Origin of the sequence: Algoriphagus sp., from assembly GCF_039969895.1 — a bacterium.
Lineage (GTDB): Bacteria > Bacteroidota > Bacteroidia > Cytophagales > Cyclobacteriaceae > Algoriphagus.
This window is the reverse complement of the sequence record NZ_JBDVMZ010000004.1, coordinates 195212-211715: the sequence shown is the minus strand read 5'-3', so window position 1 is coordinate 211715 and position 16504 is coordinate 195212. Positions and strand designations below refer to the sequence as shown.

The following is a 16504-nucleotide window of genomic DNA, read 5'->3' as shown; positions in this document are numbered from 1 at the left end:
CTTTGGCTTAAAAGAGAAGATTGTAAGCAATTTTACCTTTTGCAGGTAGGAAGATTCCTTCATTACCATCTGTAGCATGTGTGATAGGTGAACCAAAAGTAGATTCATCGTACTCTAAATACACACCAGTCTCAGGCAATAAATAATAGCCTGGCTTGATCTTTTGAATCTGACTTCCAGATGCGACTTTATAATACCCATCGCTAATTCCAGTCACCCACCTGCTAATTCCTTTGCCGGTGTCAAGCATCTTGATTTTATCGGTGACAGTCTGACCAGCAAGCTGGTATTTAAATTCAATATCCTCTGAACCGTCCATTAGCTGATAACCTTTTGTTCTGAATTCCTCTGAAGCAATGAAATCCCCACTGAGAGCATTCACTGCCGGAGCACTCAAGTTGATCACTGCACCGCGAGGGATAGAAACGCCATTTCCACGATTGTTCCACATAGGTGTGGCATCCAAAAACTCGCCTCTCCACAGCTGGATCAATGTTCCCGTTTCCATGTCGTAAGCGTAATTCACCTGATCTTTGCTAGCTACAGAAACCACATGACTCAACCTCTTCACTCCCGGAAAATCTCTGAAGCTGCGCAAAACTGGAGTTTCGTCTGCATCTACTAATATAGGGTCAGTTTCTTGAGAAGCTCCTGCCTCAGATATGAGCAGGTCTGTGTTTCGGAGACCAGTGCCAGAAATAGATAAATTGAATCCATCCACTGACCAGTTTCTGTTTTTGGAAGCAATGATGTGAATAGTGTTATCGCCAGCTTTCAATGATTTGCGGACTCTCACTCCACGGTCAGTTAGGGTAGAGATGGATTCATCTCCTACTGCCAAACCAGATAGCCCACCAGGGACTTGGAGATTGAGTTGATAATCTCCGGCTTCTTTTACGTTCAAGTTTGCGGTGTATTTAGTCAGGTTGACATCTGATACAGCAGCTGGAACTTCACTTAGGGTAGGAGCGGTACCTTTGGCATTTGGTGTTTTGCCTGCTAGTTCATTCAGATTGGTAAATGAACCTTGAAAAGTTTCATAGCTAACATTTGAAACGGTCGGAATTGCAGCATCGAATGGAGTGATTTCAATGTTTCTGAAAGCCACAGCTCCGTGATCACCTTGAATTCTCAAGGGTCCCAAGGCTACGTCAGTACCTGTCATGGCACCACGGGTAGGACCGAAGACTTCAAGATTTTCGTGGATCGTCACACCGTTTAATTTTACAGATAGAAAGCGAGCGTTTTCTATTTTCTTACCAGCTGCATCAAATCGCGGTGCTTGGAATGATACTTCCAGCTTTTGCCACACGCCTGGAGCTTTGCTAACATTTTGTCGAGGAGCATAGCCTTGGTAACCTTTTTGGCCATCAGGCTTGCTTTCGTCCCAGCGCTGATAGATTCCACCGTTGTCACCAGGTTTTGGCGTGGTAGTGGTCCAGCTATCCAGGATTTGGATTTCATAATTTCCCTGAAGATAAACGCCCGAGTTAGATTCAGGAGCGACCAGGAACTCTAAGGAAAGATCTACATCACCATATTTTTCTAAGGAGGTGATATCGACGCCAGCTTTTTTCTTCGAAGGTAGATTTGCTAGGATGCCGGAGCCATCAGTGGATTGGAGGGTATTAGGAACTGTTGGATCCGCCCAGACTTTTCCTACTTCTGTCCAGCTTCCCTTATTTCCTTCAAAGGAATCTAGCGTTAGCTTGACAGGGTTTTGTTGTGCTTTCACGATACCCAGCTGGAGAGCCAGAGCAGTAGTGAGTAAGCATACATGTTTGTTCAAAATCATGTGATTTTTTGGGGTTAAATAAATACAATTAGGTTTAAATCGGGTTTTATATAAAAAGAAGTCTTGCAGGAAGATATAGATCTTCCTACAAAACTTCTTGTTTTCAACTACTTATCATTAATTTCCTAGAAATAAACGTATTTCACCTAGTAAAGTAACTTAACGCAGGACATACTTCTGCGTTTTGTCTTTAGAGCTATGCACTAGAGCAAAGCTTGTACTTTTATGGGCTTCAACTCGGATATCCCTTTAACTTAATATCCTGGGTTTTGAGCCAGATTCGGATTCAAAGATAAATGAACTTGAGGAATAGGGAACAAAGCTCTGGTAGCTTCCGAAGGGTCTTTATCCCACCAAGTACCAGAGGTGAATTTTCCAAATCTAATCAGGTCTGCTCTTCTTTTACCCTCAAAGATAAATTCTCTTCCTCTTTCTGCAAGCATCTCATCCATTGTAAGTGTAGCTGTCGTATAAGCAGCCGTTGACCAATCTGCTTCACTAAATGCTCTTTTTCTGGATTCGTTCACGATAGCAACTGCCTCTGAATTGGCTTGTCCCCCATTCTTTCTCATCAGAGCTTCAGCCTTATTGAAATAGATTTCAGTCAAACGGTAGATGACATAATCATTTTCCCAATAAACTCCTTCTTCGTCAGAAGTTCCAGATTTGTATTTATGAAATCTAGCACCTGAGTTTTCTTCTCCTTCAGTCATTGACCCTTCACCTGTAGCACCTTCAGAGTTTCTACGAATATTATTAACATATACTAATGGCTCATCTGCCCATTCTTCAGTTCCGAGGATAGGCTTTCCAGTGTCGTAGTCAGTTTGTGGACCAAATAAGAACCAATCTTTCTTTCTTAGATCATTTTCTTGATATGCATCAAATGCTGTAGGAATTACCACAAAGGCATTCCAGCCGCTATAAGTTACATTCAGTGCTCTTGACATATTGCTATATCCAAAGAAGAATCCAGCCCAGTTGAAGGTAAACCCTCCTTCTCGGCTAAAAGCAAATTGAAAGATATTCTCTGGAGAAAGATGGTTTTGATTAGAGAAGGGACCATTTATCGTGGCATCTAATCTCATATTTCCCATCAGGCTACCACCCGTTCCATTGATGACTTTATCAGAATAAAGGATACAATCATCATATCTAGGCGTGCCAGCCCAAACTTCAGCATTCAGGTACAATTCTGAAAGCATTGCATAACCTGCAGCTTTTGATACTCTTCCTACCATTGCCTGAGAGAGAGGCTGTAATTTTTCAACATTCGCAAGTAGTTCCTCCTCTACGAACTGGAATACTTCAGCTCTGGTTCTAGTCTCGGGGTTGATTGGTTCACCTACAGTAGTCACGATAGGGACATTGCCCCACATATCCATGATCTTCATGTAGTGGAAAGCTCTCATCACTCTCACCTCAGCGAGAATCGATTCCTTGTCTTCCTCGGTCAAGCCAGCGGCAGCGAAATCCACATCCTGAAGGTCAGTCAATAAGGCATTGACATAGCCCAAGCCTTCCCACATCAACCCCCAAGAACCACGAAGTCTATTCTCTTGTGGAGTCCACTCATGGCGGTGCAGTCGTACGTGATCGCCACCATCATATCCATGGCGACCTTTTTGAGGCCAGGCGATCTGGTCAGCTGCAGATTCGGTGTGGTAGTAGTAGCCACTTTGGCCAGTAGGAGCTAGCCAGGCTTGCATGTGCGTGAAGGGTCTTAGTACCCCTTGCATAATTTCCACTTTACTACTGTAGAAATTATCTTTTGATAATTCGCTATAAATAGTCTCATCCAAGTCTGTACAAGATACCGTCGCCAAAAGAGCTACGGGAGTGAGTGCAGCGGATAATTTATTGAAATATTTTTTCATGATTATTCCTTATTTAAAATCCAACATTTAGACCAAGTGTGAAGCTTTTGGTACGAGGATAAAAGCCTCTGCCATCGATACCAGTCGTGAATCCCACATCCTGAAGCTCAGGATCTAATCCTGAGTAGCCTGAGAAAGTAGCGATGTTTCGTCCTGAACCATAGACTCTAAGGTTTTTGACGTATTTGCCACCTACTTTGAAGGTGTAGCCCAAGGTGATGTTGTCTAGTTTTACAAAAGATCCATTTTCTAAGTAATAGTCAGAATACTGAGGATCATCATTTAATTGAGCGTGATCTGTGATCGCGCTTTCAAGAAGGTTATTTGGAAGCCATTTTTTATTTCCGAAGTACATCTCTTTTGTGTTGAGGATGTCGAAGTCAAACTTGCCTCTAAAGAATATAGTGAGGTCAAATCCTTTGTATCTCAACACGTTGTTCAAGGATGCCATGTACTTAGGAACCCCGTTTCCAATGATTGTCAGATCTTCTTGACTCATTTCTCCTGCTGTACCTGTAGTCCCATCAGCCTTGTGAAATAACCACTTACCGTCTTCATTGAAGCCAGCAAATCTCTTACCGTAGAAATTACCTACTGCTCCGCCTTCCTCTACTCGGATGGCGTTGCCCAAGTTACCAGGACTAGGAAGTCCACCTGTTTCTATCCAGGATACCGTAAACACATCATTTGATAAAGAGGTGATTTCATTGATCTGGGTATTTGCAGTCAGGTCCATCTGCCAAGAGAAATCTCCCTTTTCCATGATGGTTGAGCTTAAGTATAGTTCTATTCCCTTGTTATTGATGCTTCCCACGTTAGTAAGCAAAGAGCCTTTGACAAAAGCCGGCTGCTGAGCGGTATAGTTATACAAGAGATCTTCTGTGTTCCTAGTATAGAAATCCAAGGATCCTGTCAGCTTGTTATTGAAAAGTAAGAAGTCGAAACCTAGGTTCCACTCTTTCTTTTTCTCCCATCTCAAATCTGGGTTAGGGTTTCTAGCTGCACCGTAGGTCTGGTAGAAAATACCTTCTTGTGGATAAACACCACCGGTACTCAACGTCACCAGAGAAAGGTAATTTCCAATTCCTTGATTGCCCGTCTCACCGTATCCAAGTCTCATCTTTAGGTTGTTTACCGTAGAGTTATTGCTCAAGAAGTTTTCCTCTGTCAGCGCCCATCCTATTGATACTGCAGGAAAATTACCCCACTTGTGATTGTCTCCAAATTTGGAGGAGCCTTCTCTTCTCAAAGTGGCCTGAGCAAAGTACTTGTCCATATAGGAATAGCTCGCACGGCCAAAAAACGCTATTAAAGTATTGTCATCCTTGAAGGAACCCATTCCAGGGCGTGGCAAAAGTGTGTTATTAATGGCGCTACCTGCACCTAAATTCCAATCTAAGAAGCCGTCTGTAGTGAATCCAGAGTTGTTTACATTATAAGTTTCAGTGGTAAAATACTGATAACTGTAACCTCCTATGATATCCAAGTTGTGCTTCAAATTGAAGTTCTTCTTGTAATTCACCGTTGCTTCCAGCGTGTTATTCCAATTTACATAGTTTGCCTTGGAGGCGTAGCCAGTTCCTCGGTATTCAGAAGTAGGTCGATTGGCAAAATCATTCATAGACTGGTAGTACCGGTCGTTGTAGCTCGTGCGTTGATGTGCGCCGAAAATCGAAGCAGTCAAACCTTCTGTGATGTCCAGTGTCAATCGCACATCTCCTGAGAGATTCATTTGCTTTCTTTCGTTGATTCTATTTGCATATCTTGAAAGCGGATTGTAGTTGTTGAAAGCCTCAGTTTCCACGAAGGTGCCGTCAGCATTAACTATAGGTGCTGTAGGATTTCTCTGAATGGCTTGTTCGAAATCTCCTCCTCCTCCGCCAAGTCTGTTTGCATCGAATAGGTTAATAGCCATGTTAGTAGCTAATGTCAATTTATCCTCAAGACCTGTCTGGCTAAAGCTCATTCTACCACCATATTGCTTTCTACTATTTTCCTTTGCAATTCCTTCCGCATCATTGAAAAAGAATGATACCCGGTAATTGCTGGTAGGGCTTCCTCCAGAGGCAGCGAAATTGTGATATTGGCTTAAGTTCTCTTTATTTAGAAGCTCATCATACAAATCTGTAGATGCCCCTAAGTCATTGTTTTCGCTTATTAAACCCTGAGAGATAAGATCTCGGTATTGACTCGCAGAAAGGTTGTCTGGTCTTCTATCCACAAATTCCCGCTGGAAGTAAGTAGAATAATCAAATCTCGACTGACCGGATTTTCCTTTTTTGGTAGTGATCAAAATCACCCCTGCATTACCTCGGGTACCGTAGATAGCTGCTGCAGATCCATCCTTCAACACATCGAAGGTGGCAATGTCATCTTGTTGCAAAAGGTCTAGATTACCTCCTGGTATTCCATCAATAACGATCAGCGGCTGTGTCGTACCTACTACGGAGGTAAGACCTCTAAGCTGAATGTCAGTTCCACCGTTAGGGTTGTTTCCTTGTGTACGTACGATATTCAGACCTGCTACTTTTCCTTGGATCAATTCCATTGGCGAGCGTACACCAGTTTGGACAAATTCCTCACTTGTGACATTAGCCACAGCAGAGGTGATTTCTCTTTTGGTCTGCGTGCCATAACCAATTACCACCACCTCATTTAAGGATTGGGTATCGTCCATCATGGTAATGTTAAAAATTCTACGCTCGCCTACAGGGACTTCCATAGACTCCATTCCTATAAAGGAGATGGCGAGGATAGCTTGCGAAGAAGCAACTTCTAAGTTGAACTTCCCATCAATATCCGTTACGGTGCCATTGGTAGTGCCTTTTTCCATGATAGTAGCACCTGGAAGTGGCATGTTGCTTTGGTCGACAATCACACCTGAAATGGAAATTGCTGCCGCTTCTTCAATGGTTACAGCAGTTTCGGGAATGTACACGGTCCGCTTTCTGACCATGATGTTTTGGTTGATCTGTTTGAATTCTAATTTTGTCTGCTTAGACATTTCTACCAATGCATTAAAGACGTTGGAATTGACATCCAATTGAACTTTTGGAATTCCTTTGATTTCCTTATTGGTATATACAAAATTAAATCCTGTAGCTTCTTCTATTTTCTGAAAAGCTTCTTCTACAGTAGCATTTTGTAGGTGCATGTTTACTTGTACCTCATCCATTCTTTTGTCCTGAATTTTGCCAGTAGCAGCAAAAAGAACAGTCATGGTAAGGAGCTTTACTAAGATTATTTGGAAAAATCTCTTAGATAAAGTTGTAATTCGTAACTGTAAGTCATTTTTCATTACTTTCAATTTGGATTAAACTATGGTTTATGGTTTGTTCAAAATCCTGAATGTCTTTGACGAGACATTCAGAAACCTCAGACTGGAGATGTTGACGCATCTTCAGTCGTTTTCGCATGGTACTTCTTTAGGTTTTGCTTCATAGATAAGAGGGGGTTATTGTGTAAAATTGATTTGTATTTTATTACCATTTATTTCATAAGTGAATCGCGCAGTGTAGCTTAGACCTTCTAGAATATTAGCTAGGGTTTCATTTTTGAATTTTCCTGAAAGTGTCAAATTTTGATCTTTGAAGTGATTTACTGTAATGGTTACACCAAACCAATTTTCTAGGATTTTGATCGCCTCAGGCAGTGGGGTTTCATCAAAAATGATGGTTTGATTCATCCAAGCTGTTACACGTTCTTTATCGAATGAGCCTTTCTCCCATGAATTACCTTTTGCAAAAGTGTTTACTTGTTCACCTGGAGTTAAATAATCTTGGAATTCCAATACTTCTTGAGATTTGACTTCTACTTTTCCAGTGACCAGGGAAATGGCGATTTTTTCAGATTTGTTAGCTTTGATGTTGAAAGATGTCCCGAGCGCTTTGGTGACAATATCTTCTGTGTGCACGATGAAAGGTTTAATTGTATCGTGAGCAACTTCAAAAAATGCTTCTCCTTCAAGAAATATTTCCCTGGATTCACCTGCAAAATTTTGGACATAACTGATAGTTGTTCCTGCGTTCAGGGTGACTTTAGACCCATCACTTAGTGTGATAGTAGATTTTACTCCCGGGTTGGTACTATAAGTGAGCCAGTTGATTGGTTGAGTTATTTGGCTCTCAGGGAGGGAATAGTAAAGAAATCCTAGCAAGGCTGTCAACGCTAGCATAGCAGCAATTTTCAACAAAGAATAGTTGAACAACGTATGAGGAGTGGTTGAGATATGCTTGGTGATGGTGGCTTTTGAATGAATAGGGACTGGAGGACTTTCTTGAGGGAGGATAGGTTCTCTGCTTAATTTAAGGTCTATTTCATCCCATAGGAGGGAAATTTCTTCTTCGTCGATCTGATAGGTAGTGGTGGGTAAATTCAAAATGATCTCACGAGCCATGTACATCTCCTTGACGTGCTGAGGATTTTTATCTAAGTATGCTTGCCATATTAGATTTCTTTGTTTGTTGGGATGCAGTACCCAGTCTCTGAAATGTGAGTCTAACACAAAATCTTCTGCTGAGAGTTTTGATTTATCCATAATGATTCTATTCATTATCTTAAGGAGAGGATAAGTAAAAGTTATCCTTCGGAACTGCATTTTTTTTAAAAAAAAATTAGATCTGGCAATAGACTTCTGGCTTGATTTCGAAAAGTGTAAGTTTTAACTAGATCAGAGGGTACGGTTTACCTTATGAAAAAATCAAAAGTGGTAGCATGACGCTTATTGCTTTTTTGAGCGTATTGATAGCTTTCCAAGCTAGGGTATAGGTAGAGCGGATATTTATTTCCAATAGTTTGGACGCTTCTTCGTAGGTAAGTTTTTGAAAAAATAAGTATTGAAGAATTTCTTTTTGCCTGACTGGCAGGTGATTCATTGCCTTTTGGATTTTCTTGGAAATTTCTGTGCTTGATTGATTTTGGATCAAGACCTCCTCAAAAGATTTGACCGATGTTTCTTGAATATTCATTCGATGAAGATTTGACCTTCGCAAATTCTTGCCCAATTCTTTCTGAATTCTGTTTGCAAGGCATTTGAATAAATACTGCTTAATGACTACATCAGCACTTAATTTTTCTCTATAATTCCAGAGGTCTATAAAAACATCCTGAATGGCGTCTTTGACCAGCATATCATCTGCGTGTAGGCTCATGCCGAAATTATACAGGTCGTTGATATGAAATCTATATATCGCCTCTAAGGACGATCTATTACCTGATCTGAGCTCTTCCCATAAACACTCAGTATCCTGTGTGACAAAAGTGGATGTATTGGTAAAAGACAATTGAATCTTAGGTTAGTTAAATTGAATCCATAATTAACGAATTCTAATTATTTTTAAAAACGTTTTAATGATGAAAGGTCAACAAAATTTCTGAGGAATGACTTAAACTTAAACTGGCCAACACCTCATAATTCATCCAAACTGTTTCTACCAAGTGCTGTTTGTCTTTTAAAAGCACTGATTGTCATTCCAATTTCTTTCTTGAACTGTGCAGAAAGGTATGCCACACTGTTGTAGCCTAGAAGTGTTGCGATCTCTGAGAGACTTTTCTCCTTGTAAAAAATCAATTCCTTCACTCGTTCCATTTTCAGGCGTATGATGTACTTCTCTATTGTGATTCCCTCCTCCTGAGAAAAAAGCTTACTTAAATAGGTGTATTCGTGATGGAGACGCTCGGAGATAAAATTGGAGTAGTTCTCGGTCAAAAGCTCTTCTGAATGTTGAATTTGCTCAATTAAGAGTGTTTTAATCTGAGAAACTAACGTGGATTTTCGCTCTTCCAATAGTTCAAAACCACGGTCTCGGAGAGAATCAGCCAAGCGTTGGATCTCAGGGATATCTAGGGATTTGGGTAAGGTTATTTTTCCCAATTCAACCCTAGAATAGGGGATCTGAAGTTGATCCAACTCGTCCTTTACCGCCATGATGCATCGCGGACAGACCATATTTTTGACAAATAAGCTAACCATTGTTCGGGTAGGTGTTAGTTTACAATGAATTCAAGGATGCAAAAGTTCTCTCAATACGGGCTAGCTAACTTAATTAGATCAAAGACTTTGTTCTCCCAGTAAAAAATTTTGAAAAAACTTGGTTCTCTATTTGCAGAACTAACTGAACTTTGTTTACCTTTGAGCCGTTGAGAGGACATAACCACTTAATTTGAAAATGATATTAACCACCAGACATAAGGAACTGATCGAAAGAATAGGAGTATTCCATGAGCACAAAGGAATGCAGCCTTTAGTAGGTAGAATTATCGGATTGCTATTGATTCACGAAGAAGGGGAAGTTTCCTTCGATGAAATCGTGGAGCACTTAGGGGTGAGTAAAAGTGCGGTAAGTAATGCGCTTACATTCCTGCAGGCTAAGGACCGATGCGTGTATTCTACTCGACCTGGCGACAGGAAGAGGTATTTTGCTTTGAAAGTCAGTGATTGGAAAAAAGACTTTCAGCAGGAACTAGAGAACATCGCTGAAATCCAAAAATTCATTGATGAGGTGCTCGAAGTAAGAACGGATAAGAATCCTGAATTCAATTGTAAAATGATAGAATTCTCAAACTTTCTGGCCTTTTTCAAAAAGGAAATCCCGGCTTTGTTTGAGCGCTTTAATAAAATTAAAGCCTAAAAAAATTTGAAGACTTAGTTCTTTAAAAAATGAACCAACTATAATTATTATAACAAACTAGTTTACAACGACATGTTAAGAAAGTACCTAACCTATGCATTTTTCTTTTTGGTGCCTGCCCTTGCGATAGGTCAACAGCCGAAGATAGAAATAAGCCTTCCAGATACGCTCACATTGAAGGAGAGTATTCGAATCGGCTTAGAGAATAACAGAACACTGAAGAAAGCTGTACTTGACAAAGAGAAGGCGAAATACCAGCGCAATGAGATCAGGGGGGCAGGTTTGCCACAGCTTTCTGCGTATGGCCAGTACAATAATTTCTTGGATGTATTTCCACAGGCTGTTCCAGGAGGGATTTTTGGTGGAGACCCGGGTGAAATTAACGTAATCCAGCTTGGAGTGCCGCAATCGCTAAAAGCTGGTTTCGAGTTAAATCAGCTGATCTTTAGCAACTCCTATCTGATCGGACTCAAAGCAGCGAAAACGGGGGAGGAATTTTACCAGATTTTGGCCGAGCAATCCGAAGAAAATGTGATTCATGAAATATCCATGAATTTCCTTGGAGTGATTCAATTGGAACTTCAGAGAGAAAATTTACAAGCAAACATAGATCAGTTGGAGAGTTTGGAGAAAATCCTTCAGTCTCAATATGACAATGACCTTGCCCGAAAAGTAGATCTGAACAGGGTGAAGGTGAACCTGACCTCAATCAAAAGTGAACTAGAGAATCTCGAAATAGCCATTTATCAGCGAGAAGGATATTTGAAACTCTTGATGGGAATACCTGTTCAAGCAGAAATTACCCTCGATCAATCCGTAGCAGATATGGACCAAAAGGTGAAGAGTTTCGAAGTGAATGACTTCAATATTTTCGACAGAAAAGATATTCAGGTACTAGGAGTGCAGGAGCAATTGTACGAGTACGAATACAAGAATATCAAGGCGGCTCATCAGCCTCAACTAGTCGGCTTTGCTGATTTCAACAAGAATGCCTTTTCAGAGAACTTCGATTTTCTAAGCCAAAATAAAACTTGGTATCAGGGATTTCTGATTGGTTTGAGATTAGAGATTCCAATTTTCGATGGAATGCAGACGAAGTATAAAGCTGCACAATCAAAAGTAAGTGCTAATCAGTTGAATCTAGATCGACTGCAGGCGGAAGATGCCGCGGAGTTAGAATATCAGAATGCTGTCAATAAGTATTATAACTCGCTGAGTACCCTTGCCTCACTGGATAGCAATCTGGATTTGGCCAATGATGTCATGAGTGAAACGACCTTGCTCTACAAAGAGGGAGTTAGTCCTTTGACGGACTTGCTTGCAGCTGAGACTACGCAACGCGAAGCTCAGGCCAATTACAACAATCAAATTATACAGGTGCGAATCGCCCAATTGGAAATTCTGAATTCCTCAGGAAAAATCAAAAATCTTTTACTCTAACAGAAAACTCATACCAACCATGAAATTGAGCATGCTGTGGACCACAAGAATCGCGGTCATTCAGTCATTCAAGATTTCTGCCTAAGCTATTGGGAAAATCAAAAACTACAATCAGATGAAAAAATTTATAATTATAGCATTCCTACTACTAGGTGTAGGCGCAGTTGCCTACACGCTTTACAACAATAAGGAAGAAATGAACGAAGCAGCCACACTAGCCATGAAGTCCAGTGAGTACATCTCCGTGACCGTAGAGAAGGTGGAAGAGCAAACAGTCAATAGGAATTTTGAGGCAAATGGGGTTTTTGAACCTTCTCAGGAATTGAAACTCATGTCTGAGACTTCTGGAGCGATCGTCAAGATCCAAAGAAGAAAAGGTGACTACGTTCGCAGAGGAGATTTGATCGTGCAGATCGATGACCGTCTGATCAGTTCTGAATATACCATAGCTAAGCTAAGGAGAGACCAAGCGGAAAAAGATTTGAAGCGTTTCGAAAATCTTGCAGAAACTGACGCTATCACCAAGAAGCAATTGGAAGAAAATGAGAATGCCTTCAAAATCGCAGATGCGCAGTTAGTTGCTTTGAAAAAGCGACTGGATGATACCAAGGTGACTGCTCCCATTGCTGGTTTTATCAACGAAGATTACTATGAATTGGGAACACTAGTGAGCCCGGGAATGCCTTTGGCAGATATTATCAATAAGTCGCCTTTGAAGTTGGCAGTGAATGTGACGGAATCAGAGATAGCCAAAGTCAAAAAAGGTGATGAGATCTCGGTGCGCGTGAATGCTATGTCCAATCAGGAATTCACTGGAAAAGTAAATTTCATCTCGGATAAGGCAGATGCTTCTTTCAAATATCAGGTAGAACTGATCATGAACAGTCCAAATCAGGCAGAGATCAAACCAGGGATGTTTGGTACGGCGCAATTCAAATTTGCTCAGGAAGAAAAAGTGCTCAAAATCGACAGAAAATCTATAACTGGAAGCTTGAAAAATCCTGGAGTTTACCTGATCAAAGATGGTGTGGCCGTCTATCAGCCTGTAAAAATCAATCCGCTGGATGACGGGACGGTAGAGATTCTTGATGGCTTGAAAGCTGGCGACGAGGTAATCGCATCTGGGCTGATCAATGTAAAAGAAGGTACTAAAGTGAAAGTTCAGTAATCATGCAAATCACTAAAATATCCATTCAACGTTCGACCATGGTGGTCGTCCTGTTCACAGTTTTGACACTGCTGGGGATTTTCTCTTACTCGCAGTTGTCCTATGAGTTGCTGCCTAAGTTCGATCAGAATCTTATTACTATTTCCACGGTATATCCTGGAGCAGCACCTTCGGAGGTCGAAACCTCGGTGACCAAGAAGATCGAAGATGCAGTTGCTTCTTTGGAAGGAATAAAAGCGATGAATTCCATATCTCAGGAAAGTATCTCCATCATCACGATAGAGCTGGAAGGAGGTTCGGACGTAGATATCTCTATACAGGAAGCACAGCGTAAGATCAATTCGATTTTGGGAGATCTTCCAGACGATGCGGATCCACCGAGTTTGGGCAAGTTTGACTTAGATGATTTGCCGATCATGCAGATGGCGGTTTACTCTACGCTGAACCCATCAGATTTCTATGACTTGATCAAAAATAAGATTCAGCCTTCTTTAGCACAGATCAAAGGGGTAGCTCAAGTGAATATGCTAGGCGGTACCGAGCGGGAGATCAAAGTAAACTTGGACCGAAATAAGCTGGACGGTTACGGGATTTCACCAATTGCAGTCGCTCAGACTATCAATGCGAGCAATTTGGATTTTCCTACCGGAAGATTGAAGGATAAGGAAGGTCAAGTGTTGATCCGCCTTGCGGGTAAATTCCAGAATATTCAAGACATAGAAAACCTGGTGATTGCATACCGGGATGATGAATCTCCGATTCAGCTCAAGGAAGTGGCAGAGATAGCTGATTCTTACAAAGACGAAGATATTTTGACTAGACTGAATGGCAACTCGGCCATTGGACTTACTATTCAAAAGCAGCCTGATGCCAATGCCGTAGAAGTTTCTGAGATTCTGGAGCATGAGCTTCACGTGTTAGAAGAAACGTATGCAGCTGAGGGCGTCTCATTTCAAATCTCACAAAATACCTCTGAATTTACCTTAGAAGCAGCTAATGATGTGATCAAGGATTTGGTGATCGCCATCGTTCTGGTAGCGCTTATCATGCTTCTTTTCCTTCACAGTATCCGAAATGCGATCATCGTGATGGTAGCTGTTCCGGCTTCTATCGTGGCCACTTTTACCGTTATGTTTCTAGCTGGTTTTACCTTGAATCTCATGTCGCTTCTTGCGCTATCGCTGGTGGTAGGTATCCTGGTGGATGACGCTATAGTGGTGATAGAGAACATTTACCGACACTTGGAAATGGGCAAAACAATCGCTCAGGCCTCGTATGATGGTATTCGGGAGATTGGAGCAACGGTAGTTTCTATTACGTTGGTGATCGTGGTCGTATTCGTTCCACTTGCCTTGACAGGAGGCTTGATCGGAGGGATTTTGACACAGTTCTCCATCACGGTAGCCACGGCGACCTTGATATCTTTGCTTGTGGCATTTACACTGATTCCACTGCTTACTTCACGGTTTTCGAAGCTGGAGCATTTGGATAAAAATTCCTTTTTTGGAAAAATAGTATATGGTTTTGAAGCTGGTTTGGATGCTTTTGTTGATTGGTTGATAGGAATTCTGAGATGGGGGTTTGCCCACAAAGCAGTTTTATTAGGATTGACTTTAGTCTTGTTTGTCTCTTCGTTTTTCTTGGTGATCAAAGGTTTTATTGGATCTGAGTTTGTGAGTGAAGGCGACAGAGGTGAGTTTATCATGAGACTGGAGTTGCCAAAAGACGCCACGCTGGAGCAGACTAATTTCAAAACACGTGAAGTGGAAGATTACCTGAGAACGCTTCCTGAAGTCACCGAAGTATTCACCACAGTGGGGGTAGCGAGTGGACAATTCACTGGTTCGCAATCGTCTCCTTTTACTGCTGAAATATCGGTGAAGCTTGTTGAGCCTGAGTTCAGATCTATGACAGGTCCGGATTATGCCAGAAGTGTGGAGAACTATCTGGAGGAAAATATCACTGGAGCGGAATATACAGGTGTGCCAATATCGATCATGGGTACAGCCAATGATGCGCCGATACAGGTGATCGTATCTGGTCCTGATAAGGATTCTATCCGTATGGTGTCGGAGAAAATAGAAGCAATCCTCTTGGGAATGAAAGGCACTCGAAAAGTGGAAAGTTCTCTTGAAGATGGAAATCCTGAAATCAGAGTGGAAGTGGATCGCTTCAAAATGAACGAGCTGGGACTATCTATGGATATGGTAGGTGGAGCACTTCAGGTGGCATTTAATGGTAACGATGATTCCAAATACACTGATGGTGACTACGAATATGATATCATGGTGAAGTTGAATGAGTTTGACAGGAAGTCTATCTCTGATGTTCAAAACCTTACTTTTCTGAATAGAAAAGGGCAGTTGGTGAAGCTAGAGCAGTTTGCCTCAGTCAATCAGTCAGAAGGTCCTACCAAACTGGAGCGAAGAGACCGAGTGTCATCTGTGAAAATCACCTCTCAGGTAGCGGGTGTACCTTCTGGTACGGTAGGTGCAGAGTTGACTGCCGCGATCGATGCGATGGAGCTGCCACAGCAGGTTCAGATCAACTACGATGGAGATATGAAAAATCAGGCAGAAGGTTTTGGTTCTCTGGGAATCGCACTTTTGGCCTCCATCATTTTAATCTACCTCATTATGGTCGGCTTGTACGATTCCTATGTATATCCGCTGGTGGTGATGTTTTCACTTCCTATGGCTCTCATAGGTTCGTTGCTTGCTCTGGCACTCACTAAAGGTACCTTGAGTATTTTCTCCATCATGGGTCTGATCATGCTGATGGGGTTGGTGGCAAAAAATGCGATTCTATTGGTCGATTTCACCAATCAGCTCAAAGAAGAAGGTGTAGAAGTGAAGGCTGCTCTTGAAAAGGCGGTTAAGATCCGATTCCGTCCGATTTTGATGACTACGATCGCGATGGTGATTGGTATGATGCCGATTGCTTTGGCTACTGGCGCGGGTGCAGAATGGAAAAACAGCTTAGCCTGGGTAATTATCGGAGGTTTGCTTTCCTCTATGTTCTTGACACTTATAGTTGTTCCGGTGATTTATTACTTGTTTGACAGATTTATGGTGAAAATAGGTAAGGCTGAGAAAAAGCACATCGAATTGGAAGATACAAATGTGGAGGAGTTCGAATCCGAAGCTGCGGCCTATGTTTAGGTTGAGAAAAATGTGACGGAAGAGGGGTGACCAGCCACGGCTGGCAGGCCGAAGTTGCCTCAACGCTAGGTTTTTCCACATCCAATTTTGCATTTCCCTACTGATTAGAAAAGTAAAAATTAAATATGATACTAAAACAACCCTTGCTGATTGGCAAGATTAGCGAGGGTTTTACCTACCTACCCAATGAAAAATTTCACGGATTTACGCAAAATAACTAAGGTCTTCCAACAATATGGAATTGACATTTCAGGCAAAGGTAAGTACGCCTCGTTTGAAAAGGACCTCAGGATGGACAAAGTCTTTGTTTCTGGTTTGATTTTCGAGTTGGAGTATGAGCTCCACCGAGAGCTGGAAGATGATAAAGTCGCCGGCATTACCACGCCGACACAAGTTATAGAATTGTTGATGAGTTAATTATTGAAAAAGAGTCC

The 16504-nt window shown here is 41.7% G+C and carries 11 protein-coding genes; 5 read left to right on the top strand and 6 right to left on the bottom strand.

What is annotated here, in order from left to right; all coding sequences use genetic code 11:
- Positions 1-7: 7 nt before the first annotated feature.
- The 6 genes from ABJH64_RS01940 to ABJH64_RS01915 all read right to left on the bottom strand — a co-directional run bounded on the left by ABJH64_RS01940 (position 8) and on the right by ABJH64_RS01915 (position 9643).
- Positions 8-1795 (bottom strand): DUF1080 domain-containing protein, encoded by a 1788-nt coding sequence (locus ABJH64_RS01940; protein WP_348273887.1) that lies wholly within the window; start codon positions 1793-1795, stop codon positions 8-10.
- A gap of 254 nt (positions 1796-2049) precedes the next feature.
- The gene (locus tag ABJH64_RS01935; protein ID WP_348273886.1) at positions 2050-3672 is read right to left on the bottom strand and encodes a RagB/SusD family nutrient uptake outer membrane protein; all 1623 of its coding nucleotides are present in this window, start codon (positions 3670-3672) and stop codon (positions 2050-2052) included.
- Between the two features lie 13 nt (positions 3673-3685).
- Positions 3686-6892, bottom strand: coding sequence for a TonB-dependent receptor (locus ABJH64_RS01930; protein WP_348273885.1), 3207 nt, complete (start codon positions 6890-6892; stop codon positions 3686-3688).
- 234 nt (positions 6893-7126) lie between these two features.
- On the bottom strand, positions 7127-8224 hold the full coding sequence (locus ABJH64_RS01925) for a FecR domain-containing protein (RefSeq protein ID WP_348273884.1): 1098 nt from the start codon (positions 8222-8224) through the stop codon (positions 7127-7129).
- A gap of 136 nt (positions 8225-8360) precedes the next feature.
- Entirely contained in the window at positions 8361-8954 is a 594-nt protein-coding gene (locus tag ABJH64_RS01920; protein ID WP_348273883.1) for a sigma-70 family RNA polymerase sigma factor, read from the bottom strand.
- A 125-nt stretch (positions 8955-9079) separates the two neighbouring features.
- Positions 9080-9643 (bottom strand): AraC family transcriptional regulator, encoded by a 564-nt coding sequence (locus tag ABJH64_RS01915; RefSeq protein WP_348273882.1) that lies wholly within the window; start codon positions 9641-9643, stop codon positions 9080-9082.
- A gap of 196 nt (positions 9644-9839) precedes the next feature.
- On the opposite strand from ABJH64_RS01915, the gene ABJH64_RS01910 reads away from it, so the two are divergent.
- The 5 genes from ABJH64_RS01910 to ABJH64_RS01890 all read left to right on the top strand — a co-directional run bounded on the left by ABJH64_RS01910 (position 9840) and on the right by ABJH64_RS01890 (position 16487).
- Positions 9840-10301: a MarR family transcriptional regulator gene (locus ABJH64_RS01910; protein WP_348273881.1), complete on the top strand. Its 462-nt coding sequence runs from the start codon at positions 9840-9842 to the stop codon at positions 10299-10301.
- Positions 10302-10373: 72 nt separating this feature from the next.
- The gene (locus ABJH64_RS01905) at positions 10374-11741 is read left to right on the top strand and encodes a TolC family protein (RefSeq protein WP_348273880.1); all 1368 of its coding nucleotides are present in this window, start codon (positions 10374-10376) and stop codon (positions 11739-11741) included.
- Between the two features lie 115 nt (positions 11742-11856).
- Complete coding sequence (locus tag ABJH64_RS01900; RefSeq protein ID WP_348273879.1) at positions 11857-12909, top strand: efflux RND transporter periplasmic adaptor subunit; 1053 nt, start codon at positions 11857-11859, stop codon at positions 12907-12909.
- A 2-nt stretch (positions 12910-12911) separates the two neighbouring features.
- Complete coding sequence (locus tag ABJH64_RS01895; protein ID WP_348273878.1) at positions 12912-16070, top strand: efflux RND transporter permease subunit; 3159 nt, start codon at positions 12912-12914, stop codon at positions 16068-16070.
- 186 nt (positions 16071-16256) lie between these two features.
- Positions 16257-16487 carry an acyl carrier protein gene (locus ABJH64_RS01890; RefSeq protein ID WP_348273877.1) on the top strand — a complete coding sequence of 77 codons (231 nt, stop codon included), beginning with the start codon at positions 16257-16259 and terminating at the stop codon, positions 16485-16487.
- The last annotated feature ends 17 nt before the right edge of the window (positions 16488-16504 follow it).

Bases quoted from the DNA above. Each gene is read 5' to 3' on its own strand.
- ABJH64_RS01925 (WP_348273884.1), bottom strand. From the start codon at position 8,224: ATGAATAGAATCATTATGGATAAATCAAAACTCTCAGCAGAAGATTTT.
- ABJH64_RS01890 (WP_348273877.1), top strand. From the start codon at position 16,257: ATGAAAAATTTCACGGATTTACGCAAAATAACTAAGGTCTTCCAACAA.
- ABJH64_RS01930 (WP_348273885.1), bottom strand. From the start codon at position 6,892: ATGACTGTTCTTTTTGCTGCTACTGGCAAAATTCAGGACAAAAGAATG.
- ABJH64_RS01935 (WP_348273886.1), bottom strand. From the start codon at position 3,672: ATGAAAAAATATTTCAATAAATTATCCGCTGCACTCACTCCCGTAGCT.
- ABJH64_RS01940 (WP_348273887.1), bottom strand. From the start codon at position 1,795: ATGATTTTGAACAAACATGTATGCTTACTCACTACTGCTCTGGCTCTC.
- ABJH64_RS01895 (WP_348273878.1), top strand. From the start codon at position 12,912: ATGCAAATCACTAAAATATCCATTCAACGTTCGACCATGGTGGTCGTC.
- ABJH64_RS01905 (WP_348273880.1), top strand. From the start codon at position 10,374: ATGTTAAGAAAGTACCTAACCTATGCATTTTTCTTTTTGGTGCCTGCC.
- ABJH64_RS01910 (WP_348273881.1), top strand. From the start codon at position 9,840: ATGATATTAACCACCAGACATAAGGAACTGATCGAAAGAATAGGAGTA.
- ABJH64_RS01900 (WP_348273879.1), top strand. From the start codon at position 11,857: ATGAAAAAATTTATAATTATAGCATTCCTACTACTAGGTGTAGGCGCA.
- ABJH64_RS01915 (WP_348273882.1), bottom strand. From the start codon at position 9,643: ATGGTTAGCTTATTTGTCAAAAATATGGTCTGTCCGCGATGCATCATG.